Genomic DNA, 21,762 nt, shown 5'->3' with positions numbered 1-21,762 from the left:
TTACGACTAAATGACTCAATTCGTAATTTATACAAAGTATATTTCTCATTTAAATAAAGGTTTCAAAATGACTAAAGACAATCAAACCTCGCAAGTTGTAGCAAGCTCCAGAAGATCATGTTTTCCCAGAGCTAAAAAATTTGAGTTACAAAGATATGTATGACTTAGTAGGGAGGTTCATTGAAAAGGCTATTCCAATTAAAGGGGCCGAATTAACAATCATTAAAGGGATAAATAACCGAGTTTCGTCACCTAAGTCTCCTTACGTTATTTTACAAGTTGTTGATGAAAACCAGATTTCAACAACAGAAACAAGATATACAGATAAACATAAAATCCTATGGGCACGATCAGAAGTTACGATAGAAATGAGATTCGTAGGGGCAAAGAACATTGCAGCCTTACAGATGGCTAAGGCTTTTACCATTAGGTTTAATGACGCTTGGGCAAGTGAGCAATTTGAGAAATATAGCGATATTTTCTTTCCACTTTATAGTGATGATGTGAAAATCGAGAGAGTATCGATTAATGCCGAAGATCAGTATGAAGATACTTGCTCTGTTGCTGTTTATTTTGAATATCATCCAGAATTCGGTATTTGTGAAGAGAGTGCCAAAGAAGTTGTTATGAGCGTACTGAACGCTGATTAAACCAAATCTACCGTTACTTAAACAATTAATTTTGAAAGAATTAGATTATGGAAGCTTGGCAACGTGGCGAAAGAAATAAGTTCTCAGGAGTTCCAGAGCAAAAAAACTCTACAACTAAATTACAGTCATGGCAAAGAGAAGCAGGTAAATTTTCCGCTGAAGGTTATTGGTCAAAGGAAAATACAGATTTAAAAGATTATGATGAAGAAGTAAAAATAAACACTACAGATGTTTTTCGAAAAGGTTTAGTAAACGGAAAATATAGTGACTCAGAAGCTAGAACGCAGTGGACAGCACATTATCGTATGATTATTCCTTTGAAAACTAAAGGAAAAGTATTGATTAAAATGACATTTGAAATGTCTAAGATTGGGGATGGTGTTACAGATCAAGATATCGAAAAAACAAAGCAGTTTATTTTAAATATTAACAAAATATGGAACGGAAATTTCACTTTACAGGTAACCGATACCCGTAATATGTCTTGTAATCCGATTAGATTGCCTATCGAATTTGATATTCAATTTGCTTATAAAGGGGAAAAAATTATAAATGGAGAAAGACATCCACATAAAATAGAATTGTATAAGCAAATTCCTATTATACATGGAACAAAGCTTAGGCCCCGTCTAGAAAAGGGGAAAACCTTTTTACTCGAAACAGATCCTAGTGTTTTTAGTCGCGCATATACTTATGCTCATGAATTCGGTCATGCTCTTGGATTACCTGACGAATATGGTTACGATCCAATTACAGATTCATATGTTCAATATCACAAGTCTGATGGTTCTCTTGATAAAACAAAGTATTTAGCTTTTCATGAGGGTAAAAATAGGCTTCAGCAAGATCCACAAGAAAATATAATGAGTGTTTTTGATAGTTGTAAGATAACAGAAAGACAAGGATGGGTTTTGGGAATTGCTGCTAAAAAAGTTCTTGATGATAGTCGTTATCGATGTGAGTTCTTTTTAACGGAAGTAATGATACGTGCAATATTCGTTTGAAAAATTATGGCAATTAATAATCCAATTTTCTGTTGTAATTTTTTTAGTTATTGGTCCAAGTTCAGCTCAGGGTATTAAGGGAGATGATAATATTCTTAATTTATTAATTGATTGTCCTAATAATTCACGATGTATTTATTCAGGTCAAAAATTATTTCCTATTAATATTATTATAAAAAATAATTCTGATCAGAATTTAGAAATACCTTTAGAAGCAATAAAATATTTTTTAACTAATGATTATTTAAAAGATACTCGAACTGGAAAAATCGTTGGTGATTTTGTCCCCCCTGGTGTTCCTATGCCGGAATTACTTAAAGAATTAACTTTGCTTCCTGCTCATGGATCTAAGATTATTGAAGCTAGTTATTCTAAAAAAAATATAAAAAAAGCTTTTAAAGAGGCTCATTTTAATCAAATAATTTATTATGTAAGTACAGTAGTATATGCTCATTTACAAGGCTCAAAAGAGCCAATTGGGTTTTATAAAGATGGTAAATTTGAACCAAAGCCATTTGTATTAGAGGCTGAAAAAGTAATAACAAAAAAGTAAAGTTTGATTTAACTTTATTACTATATCGTGGCAAATAATTTTATTTTTGGTAGAAAGTTTACTCGTATATTTAGAACAGAATTCTAGTTTTCTGCACAGAATGCTGGTTTCAATTAAATTGGTTAATGTGCCTGTTTATATGTTTAAGCTATTTGTATAAAACCCTTTAAATCATAGTGATCAAGAAAAATGTTATAATATCATTGATTTCAGATCATTCTGAAATCAATGATGTATTTCCCCAATACTAAGGGATATATTTTTCCAGAAGTGGTCAAAACCATCACCACTAAAACAACGTCTTAACATCATCATCAAAAATCAAAAAGGGAGAAAATCATGAGTAAAGTCACAGATGGAATCTACATTCCACACCTAAAACAAGAGATCGTAACCCCCCGCATTGAATTATATAGGTTTTGGTGGCACACGCGCTATTAACCAAGTCACAGGAACCTTTCTTGCCGAAGGATATGCAGGGGGCAGCACTTATCTTAAACAGTTAGGCAAGGGGCCTGCATTGGGCGCTATGCAGATGGAGCCTTTTACTTATAACGATATATGGATGAATTTTTCAAGTGGCCCAAGACGTGCCGCTAATCTAGCAACGGCACTAAATCACCTTGCAGGTGATTGAATTACGGATAACAGAGCCACCCCAAAGCCAGAAGTCATGACAGGCAATTGATGCTTGAAATTTACACCAAACTATATTTTAATTCATTGATTTTATTTGTTTTATGGTGCCCAAAAGAAGATTTGAACTTCCACGACCTTGCGGTCACAGGTACCTGAAACCTGCGCGTCTACCAATTCCGCCATTTGGGCAACGTAACTTGTACTTATAAGTCATCTCTAATGAGTTTTAAAAAATTGGTCAATAAGTTTTTTATAGAAATTAATGCGAACCAATAAGATAACAAGATTTACATTATAAAATAACAAACAATGCCAATCCCGACAAAAAAAGTTGGTTGCGTTATACTGATATTTACATTGAGAGATACAGAGTTTTTACTTGATTTATAAAATTATTGGTAAAAACCATTAAAAAGTTATAAATATGTAAAGTAACAATGATTGCTTGATATAGTGTTAAGGAGTGCCTAGGTGAGCGATATACGTAAAGTAGCTACGATTATTGGTGATAACGGATTTGTTGAAAATTATATTGTTGAACGTTTAGTTAAGGCTGGATATGTTGTCCGTGTGGCGGTTCCTCAACCTGCGCTTGTAAACAATATTCGACCCTTTGGAAATGTGGGACAAATTACACCGCTTTATTGTTCAGTTGAACAAGAAAATACGATTATTCGGGCAGTCGAAGGGGCAACGGTTGTCATAAACTGTGCCGAAGCAAGTTTTGGTCAAAATAAAACAAAGCTAGATCGCAAAAATGTCAAGGCTGCACAAATTATAGCACAGCTTTGTGCAACAGCTGGTGTTGAAACCTTAATTCATCGTTCTGCATTGGGTGCAGATATGAATAGCAGTTCTCCATACTTGGTCAGTAAAAAGCAAGGAGAGGAAGTTGTGCTAAAAGCCTTTCCTGCTGCTACGATTTTACGCCCTAGCGTCGTCTTTGGGCCTGAGGATCAGTTTTTAAACAAACTAAGTCTAATGGCGGGTTATTTTCCTGTTTTTCCAGTGTATAAAGTGAATACACGACTGCAACCTGTATATGTTGGGGATGTCGCGGATGCAGTTATGCAAGTGATTAAAAATCAGGATTGTAGAGGAAAGGTTTACGATTTAGCAGGCCCTCAAACATTTACCAATCGGGAATTGGTTAACTATTTATTACGTTATTTGCATCGTAATAATGACGCTAGTGGGCTTTCCCCAATCCTTATTCGTTTAATGGCGTTTGGATTGCAATTTATGCCTGGTTCGCTAATGACGCCAGAGTTGCTAAATATGATGGAATACGATTCTGTTTTGGATGGAAAACAAAATGGTTTGACAGAGCTAGGGATCGTTCCAATTTCTATCGAGACGATGGCACCTGTGTTTTTATATTGTTATCGTTCCTCTGAGGATTTGACAGAGTTGAAAGCATTGCAGCAATATATTAAGTAATATTTCTAGCAAAATGGTTGAAAATTTAAATTATTTTTATAATAGGTCAGTAGTACTGTCTTTTCTTTAAGGGCAGAATAACATAAACATTAGGCTGATTGATCCTGTAATCGTAAAAGCGATGGTAATATTATGTCTAATGTAATGTTGAAATTTATTTCTCTTGACCAACATCAACCTGATAAACGTCCAGCCGAAGAGCGTAGCCAAGATTTCTTGGAAACTTATCGTCGTTTTTCAGACGAGCAAGCAAAAACACAAGCCAGCCGTTGTTCACAATGCGGTGTGCCTTTTTGTTCTACAAAATGTCCGTTATCAAATTATATCCCAGATTGGTTAAAATTAACGGCAGAAAATCGTTTGGATGAAGCTTATGCGCTTTCTTCTGAAACAAATAGTTTTCCAGAAATTTGTGGTCGTATTTGTCCTCAGGATCGCTTATGTGAAGGCAGCTGCGTGATTGAACCAGGCTTTAAAAGTGTGACAATTGGTGCAGTTGAAGCTTATATTACCGATCATGCATTTGAACAAGGATTGGTAAAACCTGTTGTCCCGGTAAAGGAATTATTACCATCAGTTGGGATTGTAGGGGCTGGACCATGTGGAATGGCAGCTGCAGTTGTGCTGCGACAAAAAGGATATCAGGTTCACATTTATGATCGCTATGACAGGGCAGGTGGTTTATTAACTTATGGTATTCCAACCTTTAAATTAGAGAAATCAATCGTTACAAGACGTCAAAAATGGCTTGAAGAATCAGGGGTTGTTTTTCATTTCAACACAAACATTTCGGACAAAAGTGGTGAAGGTACAATTGCTTTTTCTGACTTGCGTCAAAGGCATGATGCGGTTTTTATTGCGACAGGTGTTTATCAAAGAAAAGAAGTTAAATTACTGGGAACCCAATTAAACGGTGTTGTACAAGCCTTGGATTACCTGATGAATTCCCAACAAGAAAGTGGTCCATCAGCCTCTATGAATGCCAAAGGTAAAAATGTCGTTGTTGTTGGTGGTGGCGATACAGCAATGGATTGTTTACGCACGGCCATACGTCAGGGCGCCAAATCCGTTAAATGTTTATATCGTCGCGATAAGGCAAATATGCCGGGATCAATGCGTGAAGTTAAAAATGCTGAGGAAGAGGGCGTAGAATTTATTTGGCAAGCTGCTCCTGAGGCTTTTATCGGGGCTGAACATGTTGAGGCCATCAGGGCATTAAGAACTGAATTAGGTTTACCCGATGCAGGCGGCCGTCAAAGTGTCAAAATCATTGATAATAGCCAATTTACCTTGCCGGCGGATATGGTGATTAAGGCTTTGGGATTTGATCCTGAACCATTGTCTGAATTGTGGGGGGACCCAACATTGCAGACCTCAAGATCTGGTGCAATATCTGTTGATAGGAAGAATTTTATGACGTCTATAGAGGGCGTTTTTGCAGGGGGCGATATTGTTCGGGGTGCAAGCTTGGTTGTGTGGGCAGTACGTGACGGTCAAGATGCTGCGTTGCAAATTGCACAATGGTTAAGCAAAAAATAAAATAAATTCTAGACTGATTATTGAAAAGATCAAGTTATTATTTGGATAAGTCAAAATCCTAATCATCTATAGGCGGATAAAAAGATGACCGATATGAATTATGTTGAAGATAGAAAAAGAAACGAACAACTCTTAAAAGATGTTTATTCCCAAGAACAAGAACACGATGCATGTGGTGTGGGATTTGTAGTCGCCCTAGATGGTAAAAAGCGTCGTGATGTTGTTGAAGCGGGTCTTACGGCTTTAAAAGCTTTGTGGCACAGAGGAGCCGTTGATGCAGACGGCAAAACTGGCGATGGTGCTGGTATTCACGTTGAAATTTCCCAAGAGTTTTTTTTAAAATCTATTCGCAGCGGTCATCATCATATCAAAGAAGGCAGTTTGGCGGTTGGAATGGTCTTTTTGCCAAAGAATGATCTGTCCAGCCAAGAACGCTGTCGTCAAATTATTGAAACAGAAATTATTGCTTTTGGATACTCAATTTATGGTTGGCGTCAGGTTCCCATTAATACCGATTGTATTGGGGAAAAAGCAAATGCAACCCGCCCAGAAATCGAGCAAATTTTAATCAGTAATACAAAGGATCATTCTGAAGAGGAATTCGAACGTAATTTGTATATTATCCGTCGCAAGATCGAAAAAAGGGCGATGGAAAGTCATGTTGATTTGTATATTTGTTCGATGTCTTGTCGTTCCGTTATTTATAAAGGAATGTTCTTAGCTGAAAATGTTGCTGACTTTTATCCAGATTTATTGGATGAACGCTTTGTCAGTCGTTTTGCGATTTATCATCAACGATATTCGACCAATACATTCCCAACATGGAAATTAGCACAACCATTTAGAAAAATTGCACATAATGGTGAAATTAATACGTTGTCGGGCAATATTAATTGGATGAAAAGTCACGAAACACGTCTTTCTCATCCTGATCTTGATGCGTATATGTCTGATTTAAAACCTGTTATTCAGTTTAATGGTTCTGATACTGCAGCTTTGGATAACGTGTTTGAATTATTAACGTTTGGTGGTCGTGATGCCCCAACTGTTAAGGCGTTGATGATACCCCCAGCTTTGGGCATGCAACATGATTTAACCCAAGAGGTTCAAGATATGTATGGCTATTCCAACGCCGTGATGGAACCATGGGATGGCCCTGCGGCATTGTGTGGCACAGATGGTCATTGGGTTATTGCTGGACTAGATCGTAATGGGCTGCGTCCTTTACGTTATACAATCACGACAAATAATTTGATGATTTTGGGTTCTGAGACAGGAATGGTTCGCGTTCCAGAACAAGATATTCTTGAAAAAGGGCGGTTGGGACCTGGCCAAACCATCGGGTTTAATATGCAGACCTGTAAGCTATACAAACCCGATGACATTACTCAATTACTGGTAAAACGTCATGATTACAGTCAATGGGTTCAAAATACTCAGCAAATTACATCGATTGTACGCGACCAAGAAAATGAGACTATTTTATTTACTGGGGATGAACTGCGTCAAAGACAGTTAACCGTTGGTATGACACTTGAAGATTTAGAAATGATTCTTCAACCAATGGTGGAAACATCCGCCGAGGCAATTGGCTCAATGGGTGATGATACCCCCTTGGCGGTCTTAAGTGAACGATATCGTGGACTTTCCCATTATTTCCGTCAACGTTTCAGCCAGGTCACCAACCCACCTATTGACAGCTTGCGCGAAACGCAGGTGATGACTTTAAACACGCGTTTGGGAAATTTGGGGAATATATTAGATCAATCATCTGAACAATGTCAGATGTTGAAATTGTCAAGCCCCGTATTAACCAACAGTGAATTCAGTGCTTTACAAGAATTCTGTGGAAAAACCGGTGTAACTATTGATTGTAATTTTGAAGTTACTAATGGTGAGCAGGGGTTGCGTCAAGCACTATCAAGAATTTGCTCTGAAGCAGAAGAAGCTGTAAGAGCGGGATGTACTCATGTTTTTTTGACAGATGAAAAACAAAGTAAAACGCTAGCACATATTCCGATGATTTTGGCAACAACTGCTGTACATACACATTTGGTTCGCCAATCCTTAAGAACATTTACGTCTTTAAATGTGCGTTCTGCTGATTCATTAGATGTGCATTCTATTGCTGTTTTAATTGGGGTTGGGGCAACCACTGTTAATGCTTATCTGGCACAGGATTGTATTGCTGATCGTCAAAAACGAGGATTATTTGGTGATATTTCCCTGCGTGAAGCAATGCAACGATATCGTAAAGCCGTTGACAAAGGGTTGTTGAAAATCATGGCAAAAATGGGCATTTCCGTTGTTGCCTCTTATCGTGGTGGATATAATTTCGAGGCTATAGGGCTTTCTAGGGCATTGGTTGCTGAATTCTTTCCAGGCATGTCTTCACGTATTTCTGGAATTGGTTTGTCGGGTATCGCACATAATGTTAGTACATTCCATGAAAAGGCATGGGACCCTAACGTTAAGGTATTGCCGATTGGTGGATTATATAAGTGGCGCAAACAAGGTGAAAATCATGCGTTAAATGGTGATGTCATTAAATTGATCCAGCAAGCAGTTGAAAAAGACAGTTGGCCTTTATATCAACAATATCTGAAAGCAATCAGAGAACAGCCTCCAATGGCATTGCGTGACTTATTGGATTTTCAATCTTCCAATAAACCTATTCCTGTTGAATCCGTTGAAAATATTACCCAGCTTAGAAAGCGTTTGATTTCCCCTGGGATCTCATTAGGGGCATTAAGTCCAGAAGCTCATGAAACTTTGGCAATTGCTATGAATCGTATTGGTGCACGTTCAGATTCTGGCGAAGGTGGGGAAGATGCTAGTCGTTATACCCCACGTCCTAATGGGGATAACGCCTCATCTGCAATCAAGCAAATCGCATCTGGTCGTTTTGGCGTAACAGCAGAATATTTGAATAATTGTCGTGAAATCGAGATCAAAGTTGCCCAAGGTGCAAAGCCAGGGGAAGGGGGACAATTACCAGGGTTTAAGGTGACGGAATTAATTGGCAAATTACGTCATGCTGTACCTGGGGTTACACTGATTTCTCCACCGCCACATCATGATATTTATTCGATCGAAGATTTAGCACAGTTAATTTATGATCTAAAACAAATCAACCCAGAGGCAACGGTTGCTGTAAAATTGGTTGCTTCTTCTGGTATTGGTACAATTGCTGCAGGTGTTGCTAAGGCAAAAGCGGATACGATTTTAATTTCAGGTCATAATGGTGGTACGGGTGCTTCTGCTCAAACATCCATAAAATATGGCGGCATTCCATGGGAAATGGGATTAGCAGAGGCCCATCAGGTTTTGATGTTAAATCGTCTACGTCATCGGATCACACTGCGCGTTGATGGTGGCATTAAAACAGGTAGAGATGTTGTTATTGCCGCAATGTTGGGTGCCGAGGAATTTGGAATTGGGACGTTAAGTTTGATTGCCATGGGATGTATTATGGTGCGTCAGTGTCATTCAAATACATGTCCAGTTGGTGTTTGCACCCAAGATGAAAATCTACGCAAGAAATTTGTTCAAGATGGCGCAGATCGCGTTATTAACTTATTTTCATTTATTGCAGAAGATGTTAGAAATATACTTGCGTCTTTAGGTTTTTCATCCTTAAATGAAATTATTGGCCGTACGGATTTGTTAAAACAAGTTTTACGTGGTGCTTCTTATTTGGATGATTTGGATTTGAATTCGTTATTGGCACGAGTTGATGCTGGTCCTTATGCGGGTTATTGCACACGTGAAGGCCGTAATGAAGTGCCAGAAACGCTAGATGCACAAATGATCATAGATGCTCAACCTTTATTCGAGCACGGTGAAAAAATGCAGTTGCGGTATAATGTTCAAAACACATACCGTGCTATTGGAACCAAAATCTCGTCAATGATTACACGACGTTTTGGTATGAAAGGTCTTGCAGCTGATCATTTAACGGTACGTCTCAGTGGTTCAGCGGGGCAATCTTTGGGAGCGTTTGCAGTCCAAGGATTAAAATTAGAAGTTTTTGGGGATGCGAACGATTATGTTGGTAAAGGTCTGTCAGGTGCGACCATTGTTGTGCGCCCTGTTCCTGAAACTCGTTTAGTTTCTTATCAAAACGTCATTATCGGTAACACAGTTTTATATGGCGCAACGGCTGGGCATTTATATGCTGCTGGGGTTGCTGGTGAGCGTTTTGCAGTTCGTAATTCTGGTGCCACAGCGGTTGTAGAAGGGTGTGGTGCCAATGGATGTGAATATATGACGGGCGGGCTGGTTATTATTTTGGGTGAAATTGGTGCTAATTTTGGCGCAGGTTTTACGGGTGGTATGGCCTTCGTTTACGATCCTCACAATCAGTTTGAAAGTCGTGTTAATTCAGACACTTTATTATGGCAACGTGTTTCGCATTCTAAGTGGGAAGAGCAATTGCGTCACCAAGTGGAATTGCATGTCAAAGAAACTGATAGTCGTTATGCGACATCTTTGTTGCATGAATGGCAAAATACTATCAAACATTTCTGGCACGTAGTACCTAAAGAGTATGCTAAGGTTATTGGGTTTAAATTTGAATCTGATGAAATTAGACAAAGTGCCTAGTTATATCGAATTACACATTTGATCTAAGCTTGATATCTATTGACTATATAAATTTAGTAATATGAGGGACACGTAATATAATCCCTCATATTTTGTTTCAATTCTAAAAAATTAGATCTTACAAGCAGAAAATCGATGTCGATTGCAATTTAATTGCTGTTTGTAACGGTATTTAGAACAAATCTCATAGCAATTTTTCGTTCTTATTCTGTTCATAATATGATAGTGTTTAGAAAACGCAAATTTCGATTATGGAGATAAGATCCGAAGGTAAGGCATATTTAATATCATTTTGGTATTGATGATGTGATTGATTGATGTCTCTGTTTAGCTGAATTTTGCAGACAACAAACCCTATATTTCGTCATTTTAAACGGAGAGAGAGACCAATATGCCAGTTACAGGTCTGGCTACTGTTTTATTAGCAACGGCCATTCTTTTAGTTATCGTCAGTGCAGTTCAGCCTTTGGCCAAGCGTCTTGAGTTATCAGAGACTGTTTTGTTGGCTATTGTTGGTATAATTATGGGTGGTGCTGCCGATATTATTTTACATAGCTCACATATCCATATGTTTGATACTGCTGCAGAAATCTTATTGGATTTTCCAATAAATAGTGAGGGGTTTCTGTTGATTTTTTTGCCAATTTTAGTATTCCAAGCTGGCCTTGCTATTGATGTTCGCAGGCTGTCTCATGAAATAGGGACGGTATTATTGCTGGCTATCGTTGCAGTTGTGGTCTCTACAGCGACAATTGGGCTTGCCTTATATCCATTCTCTGGCATGCCTTTTATTGTTTGTTTATTGATTGGTTCAATTGTTGCAACGACAGACCCTTCTGCTGTTGCTGGAATTTTCCGTGAAATCGGGGCTGCTACACGGTTAACGCGTTTGGTTGAAGGTGAATCGTTATTAAACGATGCCGCCGCTATTTCCATTTTTTCAACTTTGATTGCTGCAATTATTGCTCATAAAGAAGTACATTTGATTAGCTCAGCCATCAGTATTTTGGTTTCTTTTATTGGGGCTGTGATTGCTGGTTTCATCTTTGCACGACTTTCATTGTGGATGATTGTTGCATTGGGGGCTACTTCTGGTCGGGCTGCTGAAATTACACTAACGGTTGCATTACCTTATATTTCTTATATTGTTTGTGATGAATTAATTGGGTTTTCGGGTGTGGTGGCAGCTGCGGCCGCAGGTTTGACATTATCTGCGTACGGTCCCTCGACGTTTCGTCCTCAAACTTGGCGTTTTTTAAACGAGGTTTGGCAACAGATTGTTTTCTGGGCTGGATCATTATTATTTGTTCTGGCCTCAATGTTAGTGCCTCGTTTATTAATTGGCATGACAAAATGGGATTGCGTTCTGATTTTGATTGCAACGATTGCTGGTCTGGTTGCCAGAGGGGTTGTCGTATTTGGAATGTTGCCTATTTTGGCAGCAACAAAGTTATCTCCTCCTGTTCCTACACCTTTTAAAGCCACAATGGTCTGGGGGGGATTACGGGGGGCTATTACCCTTGCCCTTGCATTAGCTGTTACAGAAAATGAATTGGTATCGACCCCCATTTCTCATTTTGTAGGTATTGTTGCAACGGGGTTTGTATTAATAACTTTGCTGGTTAACGGCACAACATTACGCGCGGTCGTTGTCTATTTCCGCTTGAATGAATTAACCCCAATTGATCAGGCTGTTCGTCATCAAATATTAGGTATTGGTCTGGGTAAAATTAAGGATAAAACTAGACGTGTTGCTAATGAATTTGGATTTTCAAACCAAATTACTGGTTATGTCATTGAAGAGTTGGATCGAAGGATTGAAGAAGAACAAGAAGCAAATACCTTTGATACAGCACTTGGGGATCGACAACGTATTGTTTTGGCTTTGATTACAATTGCAGCACAGGAACGTTCTATATTACTGGATCTGTTTAGAATGCAGGGGTTGCCGAGGCGTGTTATGGAAACCTTGGTTAGGTCTGCCGAAGCAACCATTGATGGTGCTTGGCAAGAAGGGCGTTATGGATATGTAAAAGCGATGCATAAGCGTTTACATCCCCCTGTGCGATTTCGAGTAGCGCAATATATTCATCGTAAGCTTCATATTGATCGACCTTTGATGTATTGTATGATGGAACGTTTCGAGATTTTATTGGTATCTCGGTTTGTTTCAATTTCATTGACACGTTTTATGAAGCGGCGGATTGAGCCAACTTTGGGAACGCGTGTTGCAGAGATTGTTTCAGAGGTGTTAGATCGTCAGAACCGTATGTTAGATGACGCATTAGAAACGATGAGAATGCATTATCAAGGATATATCGAAGCATTAGAAGCACGGTTTTTAAAGCTTGTTGCTCTACGTTTGGAAAGTGAAGAATATGATAGTTTGTTGGCAGAATCATTAATTAGTGATGAGTTACATCAAGAACTAGAAAAAACAACTGAAAAACGATTTGAACGTCATAATCGACGTCTGAAGTTCAATTTAAAAAGTGGAATTGAAGGGCGCGTTCGGGATTTGCCCTGTTTAAGGGGCGTTCCTCAGGCTGTTTTGTACGATTTAAGCATGTCCATGTCGATTTATTTTGTTTTCCCAGGAGAGAAAATTTACAATCGTGGGCAAAAGGTGCGCAGCGTGTTTTTTATTAGTAGCGGTCTGTTTGAAACTCATATTGAAGACAAAACCTTATTATACGGCGCTGGTGACGTTTTAGGTGCTAGTGAGATGCTTGCTAAAAAAAGGACAGAGGGTGTCTATCGTTCTTTAAGGTTTGGTTATTTGCTGACGATGCGTGCAGATGTATTTAAACGGTTAATAGCGGAATATCCTATTGTGCGTCATAATTTGGTACAGATTGATTATGCGCGTAATCGTCCAGAAGATTGTAATGAAACACATATACCTTTGTTGGGGTATACGCCACCTGTTTTAGAAGATAAAACTGAAGCAGTAAAGCCAAGGAATGTAGAACAGTCTGACGTTAAATCAACATCCAATGAAAAAACTCCTGATGATTCTAAGTCTGCTGTTGAAAATCATAAAAGGACAGAGGGTAAAGATCATAATCAACCTGTAAAGGAGGAAGACGCAAAGCAACCCCCCTCTGAAGTAAAATCTAAAGATCTGGATCCCTTCCAATAGGTAAAAGATAAAAAGCAGTCATAAAAGTGAAGGAGAAGGGTAATCTTTCTCCTTCACTTTTTAAGATTGAACGTAACATTAAATGAAAATGCGGCGTAATATGGTTATATTAACAATTAATAATAAAACAGTTGAACTTGATATATCAGAAGATATGCCACTGTTGTGGGTTTTACGTGATCTGATGGGGTTGACAGGTGCCAAATATGGTTGTGGTATTGGTCAGTGCGGTGCGTGTACAGTGCATGTTGACGGTAAACCTGTAAAATCGTGTTCATTGCCAGTCGGTGAGATTGGTAAAAGTAGTGTTATAACGATTGAAGGATTGGGTAATGATCCTGTTGCTCAAAAATTACTAGGGGGATGGGTTGAAAAGCAACCGACCCAGTGTGGGTATTGTCAGCCTGGGCAAATAATGACAGCGCTTGCATTACTTCATGAACATGAGAGACCTACTAAAGAAGAGATTAATAGAGCTCTATCCAATCACATTTGTCGATGTGGGACTTATCAACGGGTCAGAAATGCAATTAAAGTAGCGATTGGGAGCACAGATGATGAATAAATTATCAAGACGTGCTTTTTTGACAAAAACTGGTGCATTGGCATTAGGGGTTTCTTTACCTTTATTTTCAACAAAAGCCCAACAAACAGATGTCTCATCAGAACATATTGATAATAAGGTTTCTGACAAGCCTTACCATAATGCCTATATTGAAATTAGTGCCGATAATAAAGTTGACTTTATTATACCTGATATTGAATTTGGACAAGGAATATATACGGCTGTTGCAATGCTGCTGGCAGAAGAGCTGGAGGTTGAGTTAGCACAAGTTCGTGTAAGGCCAGCTTTACCAAATAAAATTTATGTATTACCAGGAGAAATTACCGAAATAACGTGGGGCTCAGGTTCAACAGCCAAGGATTGGTTACCCTTACAACATGCAGCGGCAACATTGCGTGAATTGTTGATTCAAGCTGCGGCACAATCATGGTCTGTTTCTGCGGATCAATGCCGTGCAGAATCAGGCAAGATTTATGGGCCAGAAGACCAATCTGTTGTATATGGTTCTGTATTACAACAAGCTGTTTTACTTGCCGTTCCAGAGCACGTGGAATTAAAGAAAAAAGAAAATTATAAGCTGATTGGTAAATCTCAGCCACGGGTTGATACACCGGAAAAAATTCATGGCACAGCAATTTATGGATTGGATGTTTCTGTTGGTAATTCTGATATTCCAAACATGAAAGTGGGCCTAATTGTGGCTTGCCCTGTTGTTGGTGGAAAAATTGCTCAGATTAATGATCAGCAAGCACGATCTATAAAAGGCGTTCACGATATTTTAAAGCTGGATGATGCCTTATGTGTTGTGGCTGATCATTTTTGGGCAGCATCTAAAGGCGTTGAACAGTTACAAATCGTTTGGGATTTTGGTAAAAACGTAAATGTGACAACGGAAAGTATTTATCAAGATTTACATAATGCTGCTCAACATCAGGCAATCGTAGGTTACACAAATAGTGCTGAAAAGATTGAAACGGCATTGGGTCGCGCAACCCAACGTCACAAATGGGCTTATCAACAGCCAATGTTGGCCCATGCAGCGTTAGAGCCATTGAACTGTACTGTATATATTCATGACGAACGTTGTGAAATATGGTCATGTTCACAGACTCCTTTGTGGGTTCAAGAACAGGTTGCATCAACGCTTGATTTAAAGCAAGATTATATTACTTTTCATAATTTGTTTGTAGGTGGCAGCTTTGGTCGAAGACTGAATCATCATTACATAATACAGGCGGTTCAGTTTGCGAAACAAGTGGCTTATCCTTTGAAATGTATCTGGTCTAGGGAAGAAGATTTTGCACAGGATTGCGTTCGCCCCCCTTATTTAGATCAAGTTGAAATTGGCGTTGATGGTTTTGGACAGCTAACTGCATTAAAACATCATATTATTGGGCCATCAGTCACTGAATATTGGGATAAGGACTTATTAACTAAAGAGGGAATGGATCCCGACTTGTTGTTAGGTTTGGATACAATGCCGTATCAAATCCCGCATTATCAACTTAATTACACAAATTGTCCCTTGTCTGCAATACGACCTGGGTGGTGGCAGGGAAACGGCGCCACACGGAACATCTTTGTGTTGGAATCATTAATTAATTCGTTAGCATCCAAAGCACAAAAAGATCCAATCGAATACCGTAAATCATTAAAACTAGATACGCGTGCTCTTGCTGTCATCGATATGGTCGAACAACATTCACAGTGGGATAAAGAATTGCCTCGTGGGGTTGGGCGGGGTTTTGCTATGGCACATGTTTTCGATAGTTATATTGCGATGATAGTTGAGGCCGAGGTTACAGCAATGTCGATTGTGCGTTTACACCGCGTTATTGTTGCTGTTGATTGTGGGTTTGCTGTCAATCCTGATCAAATTGCAGCACAAATTGAAAGTGGTGCAGTAATAGGGTTGGGGGCTGCCTTATATGATGAAATACAGATTAAAAACGGTCAAATTATGCAGCATAATTACAATCAATATCGCGTTTTACGTATGAATGAATGCCCACAAATCGAAGTTCACATTATTAATAGTGATGCCCCACCATCAGGCGTTGGTGAATTAGGAACCGTTGTTGCCGCCCCTGCGTTATCACATGCAATAGGGTCGGTAATTGAAAAGAGACTATCGTCTTTACCGTTAAATCATTATTTGACGTAATATTTGGATCAGTGTGATTTAAATGAAAAATTTTTTATATGTTATAATGAAAAAAACACTTGTAAAAATAGGGATAGTTGGCACAATTTTATTCCCTTTGCAGCAAGTTTATGCAGCCACAGGGCAAATTGATCAAAAACCATCTGATCAAAAACCATCTGATCAAAAACCATCTGATCAAAAACCATCTGATCAAAAACCATCTGATCAAAAACCATCTGATCAAAAACCATCTGATCAAAAACCATCTGATCAAAAACCATCTGATCAAAAACCATCTGATCAAAAACCATCTGATCAAAAACCATCTGATCAAAAACCATCTGATCAAAAACCATCTGATCAAAAACCATCTGATCAAAAACAAACTCAAATCCAAAAAGGGGCATATTTATTTCATATTTCTGGTTGTGAAACCTGCCATACTGCGCAGGGTGGGCAACGTCTGGCTGGTGGGAAACCTTTTTATATTAAAAATCAAGGTACGGTTTACTCTTCGAATATTACCCCAGATATTAAAACAGGAATTGCAAAATATACAGACGATGAATTCGTTAGTGCTTTACAACAAGGAGTAGGACATAAGGGAAGGCATTTATATCCTGTAATGCCTTATCCAGCATATACATTGATGAGTAGGGATCAGATTTTAGCTATTAAATCTTATTTAGATCAACAACCTGCAGTCAACAATAAAGTACCTAATAAAGACATGGCTTTTCCTTATAATATACGGGGTGCTATAAGGTTTTGGAATTGGAAAAACAATCCTAATCACCGTTTTCAACCAGATCCTAACAAAACTAAACAGTGGAATAGGGGAAAATTTTTAGTAGAGGGGCCTGGTCATTGTTTTTATTGTCATTCGCCTTTGGACTGGTCCAATGGCCGATCAAAGGGTAGTGATTATTCAGGAAATAAAGTTCAAGGTTGGGTGGCTTATAATATATCTTCTGATGGTGATACTGGCATCGGATCGTGGAGTGATAAAGATTTACAACAATATTTATCCAAAGGATATGCACCAGGACACGGGGCTGCAGTGGGGCCAATGGCAAATATAATTAATGCCAGTCTTTCGCATCTTGATCAGCAAGATATCCATGCCATCGTTATTTACTTACGCTCTCTATCTGCAAAAGAGCGAGGTGAAGGTGCTGCGGCAGTTTCCCCTGACGAACTTGAGAACGTGGAACCCAGTCGCAGTCATGGCAGCCATTTATTTGCGGCCCTTTGCGCATCGTGTCATTTACAAAATGGTTTAGGACGACATGGCGAATATGAAAGTCTATGGGGGGCAAGAACTGCAACGGTTACGAAAGGAACAAATTTAATCAGGGTTATTTTAGAAGGCTCCTCTTTGAAAGATTCCAAATTAGGTAATATATCTATGCCAGGTTTCAAAGATGGTTATAGCGATCAAGATATTGCTGATATTGCAAATTATGTCATCGCACATTTTGGCAATCGCAATGGGCACGTTACCGCCGAGCAGGTCAAAAAAGAACGCCAGCGTTTGAAATAAAAATAGATATTTTAATTCAAAGAAGTGGTGTGTTATTAAATAAAAGGATTATTATTTACGAATAATAATCCTTTTTTATGATCGGAGTAAAATATGACCAAAAAATTACTTATTCTAACAGGATGTATAGGACAATTGTTGTTGATTTCATCTGCTTATGCGATGAGTTGTGATCATCCCATTAATGCTTATGATGCCACTTACTGCGCTGCCTCAAAAATGATTCAATTGGATCAAGAGATTAATCAACAATACGGTAAAACAGTCAAATCCTTGAATGCCACTCAAAGAAAACAGGTAAAGCAGTCCCAAATAAAATGGATCAGAGACCGTGATCAAGAATGCTCTACTAATGGTATGGTGGCGGTTGAATGTGTTAATCAAAAAATGGAAAAACGTATTGGTTTATTAAAATCAATAGAAAGAGAATGTAAAAGTTCTGGTTGCGATGCCTCAAAGTTGACAAAAATAGAGTAATAAATATTTATTCATTAATTATTAATATTTTTTTAATAATATTTAAATAAAACATTCATTAAATAAGTACTAATACTAACTTTCCATTCTCTTATGTTTTTACTATATTTCATCTATAGTATTTTATTGCTTTGTTGTTACATAAGAGAATGTCTATGATAAAAAAACAAAAATTTCCTCGTATTTTAGGTAAGTATTTTAAAAATAGTTATAAGATAAATGAATTAAAATATGTATTTATGGTTTTTCCTTTATTTTGTGGCTCTCATCAAGTTTTAGCTCAAACAACAATATTAAATACTCCTCGATTAAAGGGAATGGATAATTTTAGAGATGTTGCGGGTATTGATACAGCATACAAAACTGAACATAATGGTGTTATGCGTTCTGGCGTTTTTTACCGTTCTAACGTAATTACTCCTGTTGGAGATGACTTGCAAGTCATGCAACAGTTAAATATCGGTAAAGTTATTGATCTTCGAACTGATTCAGAAATTGCTGCGACACCAGATACTATACCGCCTAATAGTACATATAGTCATATTAATATTATTGGTAATCAAAATAGTGTTGTTACGTTAGATATTGGCAATTTAACAGCATCTAATGTTAATATAATGATGGAGCAAACTGAGCGAAGTTTTGTTACAGATTCCCACGCTAGGGAAGGATTTGGTCAAGAGTTTCGTGAATTAGCCAATGCAGATTCAGCATCTGTTTTTCATTGCACAGCGGGAAAAGATAGAACGGGTTGGACGGCTGCGGTCTTGCAAAGTATCGCTGGCGTCAGTTCGCAAGATATTATGGATAACTATCTTGCAACCAATACATATACAGCAGCACGGGTCGATGCAACCGTCGCAAAGCTGCCAGCCTCTATGCAGCCAGCATATCGTGAAATATTGGGGGTCAGATCAAACTGGTTGCAAGCTGGGTTTGATCAAGTTGCCACTAGTTACGGTACGATGGATAATTATTTAAAACAGGGATTGGGATTAGATCAGGCTACGATTTATGTATTGCGTGGAAAAATGGTGCGTTATGCAAGCCTGCCAGGGCAAGAAAATTTTCGTGGGAACGCTGCCCGTGGTGCAGCATTATTGACAGCCTTACAGGATTCTCCATTATCAGGCCGATATACAGCATATAATTACTATCTTCAATCCGCTATTGATCAAGGATCATTAAATGGATTGGAACGGCGCGTTGGTGGGCAAGTTTATGCAGATGCGGCCAGCTATTTACTACGCCAACCGTCTCGAATCAATGATTTATTAATGCCTGTATTAACAGGGCGTGACTTACAAGTTGGTAAGACCTCATTTTGGATGCAAGGTCTTAGCAATTATATGGCTACAGATTCCAGATCTGGTTATAATTCCAGTAATGAATATACAGGGGGTACAGTTCTAGGGTTTACGCATCGTTTTAATCAAAAATTCTCTATTAATGGAGGTTTAGGATATAATTACGGGAACGTTAACAGTGATGGTGGTCGGGTTACCACCAATAGTGGCTTTGTAACACTGGGCGGGAATTATGGGTTTAAAGGGTTGGATAATTCTGGTCCTTGGTTAAGGGCACAAGCCAATATTGGGTATGTTAATTATCAAAGCGAACGTAGTCTTGATAATGGATTTGGATCAGCCAATGGGAACACCAGTGGTGCCTATTACAGTGGACGTGCCTCTGCTGGATGGTTGATTAAATCTGGTAAAGTATCCATTGATCCTTCTGTTGGTATTCAAGTGACTCGTTTGCAGTTAGGACGTATTCGTGAAAAAGGCAGTGAACTAGCATTAAATATGGCACGATTTGATCATACCCAAACCAGCTTGGTTGCTGATGTAAATATGGCATTTGCACCAATGCAGACGGGACAATGGATTTTAACACCAGGGGTGACTGTGGGCTATGAACGGATTTTAAGCAACCCACAAATTACACAATATGGCAGCATGTATAATATTGGTGTTAACCAAGCATCAGTATTTAATAATCCCAATGTTTATAAAGCAGGGCTTAATCTAACTGCGAAGAAAGGGGCTTTGTCTTTCCGTGGTATGGTCGATTACTATGGCGCTGGTTTAAACAGTCATGGTGTGAATGGTATGCTGGGTGCTACTATTAATTTCTAGTTATATATATGAAATACTATCATTAATGATAGTTGATGATAGTATTTCACCTTAGAGATACAGGAAGTTATTTTTTAATATTAATTAATGAATTCGGTGCCAATGACATATTCATAATCTTGATTAGTTTTACCTTTCCCTAAACAAAACTAGGAGAAAACTCATAATAATGAGAATTAGGATGTGGATTTCACAAGATTTAGTCGATATAAAACGGTTGTAAACACATACTGTACTAGCTAAACGTTAAAATTATGAGATTGATAAGCTCCAATTTAACTTAACATAGAATATTATTATTGATCGTTTATTTATTATCTAAAAAATAAATTTCCCAGTATAAAGGGGGGAATTCGATACGAACAAAAAAACTGATAATAGGAATATGTGCGTAAATATATAAGAAATGCAATCATAACAACAGGCTTGTTAGTTATATAATCATAGCCAACAAACCTGTATAAAACCGGAAAATCAATTGAAAATTTTGATAAAATATGCTAATTTAAACACCATAATAATTTTATTATGTTCAAATTATATCAAACGACCTGTTCTGAGGTCGTTTTTTTATGGCTAAATCATACAAAAATGAAAAATATCCAAAGTGTAGGCGCAGGTATTGCGTCTTTTTTTATGTCTTAAATCTAGTTACATAAGGTAAATAAAAATGGCAAATGGTAATCAAACAAATGATGAACAATCAGCAAAAGTAACTGCTAAAGCTACAGAAGACGGAGCGTTTCCTGAGCTAAAAAATCTTAGTTATAAGGAAATGTATAATATTGTTGGAAAGTTTATCCAAAAAGCCATCCCTATTAAGGGGGCGGAATTACAGATTGTCAAAGGGTTTAATAATCGTGTAGCAACGCCAGAGCCTCCTTATGTTGTTTTACAAATTATTGATGAAAATCAAATTTCAACCACAGAAACTCGTTATACCGATAAACATAAAATTCTATGGGCTCGATCAGAAATTACTATGAATATGTCCTTTGTTGTCACGGGGAATATTGCTGCTTTACAGATGGCAAAATCTCTTGTTGTTCGGTTTAATGATGCGTGGGCAAGTGAACAGTTTGCTCAATATAGCGATATATTTTTCCCACTTTACTGCAAAGACGTCAAAATTGAAAAATTTGCTGTCAATGCCGAGGATCAATACGATGACTCGTCCTCTGTCACTGCTTTTTTTGAATATCATCCAGAATTTGGTGTTTGCGAAGGGAGTGCCAAAGAAATAGTGATGAGTGTTTTAAGTGCCGATCCAGAAAATGATGTTTAACCAGTCACTTTTAAAAACCCAGAACAAGGAATATGA

Annotated in this window: 14 protein-coding genes and 1 tRNA gene; 14 read left to right on the top strand and 1 reads right to left on the bottom strand. The window is 38.1% G+C overall.

The window, feature by feature from the left end:
* The first annotated feature begins 155 nt into the window (after nt 1-155).
* The 4 genes from QJV27_RS03560 (at nt 156) to QJV27_RS03545 (ending at nt 2,844) form a co-directional block, all read left to right on the top strand.
* Complete coding sequence (locus QJV27_RS03560) at nt 156-650, top strand: phage neck terminator protein (RefSeq protein ID WP_281447602.1); 495 nt, start codon at nt 156-158, stop codon at nt 648-650.
* A 47-nt stretch (nt 651-697) separates the two neighbouring features.
* Nucleotides 698-1,654 (top strand): hypothetical protein, encoded by a 957-nt coding sequence (locus tag QJV27_RS03555; RefSeq protein WP_281447601.1) that lies wholly within the window; start codon nt 698-700, stop codon nt 1,652-1,654.
* The gene (locus QJV27_RS03550) at nt 1,638-2,207 is read left to right on the top strand and encodes a hypothetical protein (RefSeq protein WP_281447600.1); all 570 of its coding nucleotides are present in this window, start codon (nt 1,638-1,640) and stop codon (nt 2,205-2,207) included. The genes QJV27_RS03555 and QJV27_RS03550 overlap by 17 nt, the downstream gene beginning before the upstream one ends.
* A gap of 403 nt (nt 2,208-2,610) precedes the next feature.
* The gene (locus tag QJV27_RS03545; RefSeq protein WP_281447599.1) at nt 2,611-2,844 is read left to right on the top strand and encodes a hypothetical protein; all 234 of its coding nucleotides are present in this window, start codon (nt 2,611-2,613) and stop codon (nt 2,842-2,844) included.
* A 104-nt stretch (nt 2,845-2,948) separates the two neighbouring features.
* Here QJV27_RS03545 and QJV27_RS03540 read toward each other — a convergent pair.
* Nucleotides 2,949-3,035: transfer RNA gene (locus tag QJV27_RS03540), tRNA-Leu, on the bottom strand.
* A 282-nt stretch (nt 3,036-3,317) separates the two neighbouring features.
* Between QJV27_RS03540 and QJV27_RS03535 the strand changes: the two genes are divergently transcribed.
* The 10 genes from QJV27_RS03535 to QJV27_RS03490 all read left to right on the top strand — a co-directional run bounded on the left by QJV27_RS03535 (nt 3,318) and on the right by QJV27_RS03490 (nt 21,726).
* Nucleotides 3,318-4,286: a complex I NDUFA9 subunit family protein gene (locus tag QJV27_RS03535; RefSeq protein WP_281447598.1), complete on the top strand. Its 969-nt coding sequence runs from the start codon at nt 3,318-3,320 to the stop codon at nt 4,284-4,286.
* A 132-nt stretch (nt 4,287-4,418) separates the two neighbouring features.
* On the top strand, nt 4,419-5,825 hold the full coding sequence (locus QJV27_RS03530; RefSeq protein WP_281447597.1) for an NAD(P)-dependent oxidoreductase: 1,407 nt from the start codon (nt 4,419-4,421) through the stop codon (nt 5,823-5,825).
* A gap of 93 nt (nt 5,826-5,918) precedes the next feature.
* Complete coding sequence (gene gltB / locus QJV27_RS03525; protein ID WP_408869634.1) at nt 5,919-10,430, top strand: glutamate synthase large subunit; 4,512 nt, start codon at nt 5,919-5,921, stop codon at nt 10,428-10,430.
* Nucleotides 10,431-10,821: 391 nt separating this feature from the next.
* On the top strand, nt 10,822-13,572 hold the full coding sequence (locus tag QJV27_RS03520) for a cation:proton antiporter (protein WP_281447595.1): 2,751 nt from the start codon (nt 10,822-10,824) through the stop codon (nt 13,570-13,572).
* A 100-nt stretch (nt 13,573-13,672) separates the two neighbouring features.
* Nucleotides 13,673-14,137 (top strand): (2Fe-2S)-binding protein, encoded by a 465-nt coding sequence (locus QJV27_RS03515; RefSeq protein ID WP_281448963.1) that lies wholly within the window; start codon nt 13,673-13,675, stop codon nt 14,135-14,137.
* Nucleotides 14,127-16,301 carry a xanthine dehydrogenase family protein molybdopterin-binding subunit gene (locus QJV27_RS03510; protein WP_281447594.1) on the top strand — a complete coding sequence of 725 codons (2,175 nt, stop codon included), beginning with the start codon at nt 14,127-14,129 and terminating at the stop codon, nt 16,299-16,301. The genes QJV27_RS03515 and QJV27_RS03510 overlap by 11 nt, the downstream gene beginning before the upstream one ends.
* 46 nt (nt 16,302-16,347) lie before the next feature.
* Complete coding sequence (locus QJV27_RS03505) at nt 16,348-17,826, top strand: c-type cytochrome (RefSeq protein WP_281447593.1); 1,479 nt, start codon at nt 16,348-16,350, stop codon at nt 17,824-17,826.
* Between the two features lie 93 nt (nt 17,827-17,919).
* On the top strand, nt 17,920-18,303 hold the full coding sequence (locus QJV27_RS03500) for a lysozyme inhibitor LprI family protein (RefSeq protein WP_281447592.1): 384 nt from the start codon (nt 17,920-17,922) through the stop codon (nt 18,301-18,303).
* Nucleotides 18,304-18,458: 155 nt separating this feature from the next.
* Nucleotides 18,459-20,441, top strand: coding sequence for a tyrosine-protein phosphatase (locus QJV27_RS03495; protein WP_281447591.1), 1,983 nt, complete (start codon nt 18,459-18,461; stop codon nt 20,439-20,441).
* 670 nt (nt 20,442-21,111) lie between these two features.
* Nucleotides 21,112-21,726: a phage neck terminator protein gene (locus QJV27_RS03490; protein ID WP_281447590.1), complete on the top strand. Its 615-nt coding sequence runs from the start codon at nt 21,112-21,114 to the stop codon at nt 21,724-21,726.
* Nucleotides 21,727-21,762 lie beyond the last annotated feature (36 nt).

This window comes from Commensalibacter oyaizuii (assembly GCF_029953265.1).
GTDB classification, from domain to species: domain Bacteria; phylum Pseudomonadota; class Alphaproteobacteria; order Acetobacterales; family Acetobacteraceae; genus Commensalibacter; species Commensalibacter oyaizuii.
The sequence above is the reverse complement of the archived record's forward strand: the minus strand, read 5'-3'. Positions and strand labels throughout refer to the sequence as shown.

What these genes read in the sequence shown, in the direction of transcription:
- QJV27_RS03530 (WP_281447597.1), top strand. Translation starts at nt 4,419, where the DNA reads ATGTCTAATGTAATGTTGAAATTTATTTCTCTTGACCAACATCAACCT.
- QJV27_RS03555 (WP_281447601.1), top strand. Translation starts at nt 698, where the DNA reads ATGGAAGCTTGGCAACGTGGCGAAAGAAATAAGTTCTCAGGAGTTCCA.
- QJV27_RS03515 (WP_281448963.1), top strand. Translation starts at nt 13,673, where the DNA reads ATGGTTATATTAACAATTAATAATAAAACAGTTGAACTTGATATATCA.
- gltB (WP_408869634.1), top strand. Translation starts at nt 5,919, where the DNA reads ATGAATTATGTTGAAGATAGAAAAAGAAACGAACAACTCTTAAAAGAT.
- QJV27_RS03495 (WP_281447591.1), top strand. Translation starts at nt 18,459, where the DNA reads ATGATAAAAAAACAAAAATTTCCTCGTATTTTAGGTAAGTATTTTAAA.
- QJV27_RS03560 (WP_281447602.1), top strand. Translation starts at nt 156, where the DNA reads ATGTATGACTTAGTAGGGAGGTTCATTGAAAAGGCTATTCCAATTAAA.
- QJV27_RS03505 (WP_281447593.1), top strand. Translation starts at nt 16,348, where the DNA reads ATGAAAAAAACACTTGTAAAAATAGGGATAGTTGGCACAATTTTATTC.
- QJV27_RS03500 (WP_281447592.1), top strand. Translation starts at nt 17,920, where the DNA reads ATGACCAAAAAATTACTTATTCTAACAGGATGTATAGGACAATTGTTG.
- QJV27_RS03510 (WP_281447594.1), top strand. Translation starts at nt 14,127, where the DNA reads ATGATGAATAAATTATCAAGACGTGCTTTTTTGACAAAAACTGGTGCA.
- QJV27_RS03490 (WP_281447590.1), top strand. Translation starts at nt 21,112, where the DNA reads ATGGCAAATGGTAATCAAACAAATGATGAACAATCAGCAAAAGTAACT.
- QJV27_RS03520 (WP_281447595.1), top strand. Translation starts at nt 10,822, where the DNA reads ATGCCAGTTACAGGTCTGGCTACTGTTTTATTAGCAACGGCCATTCTT.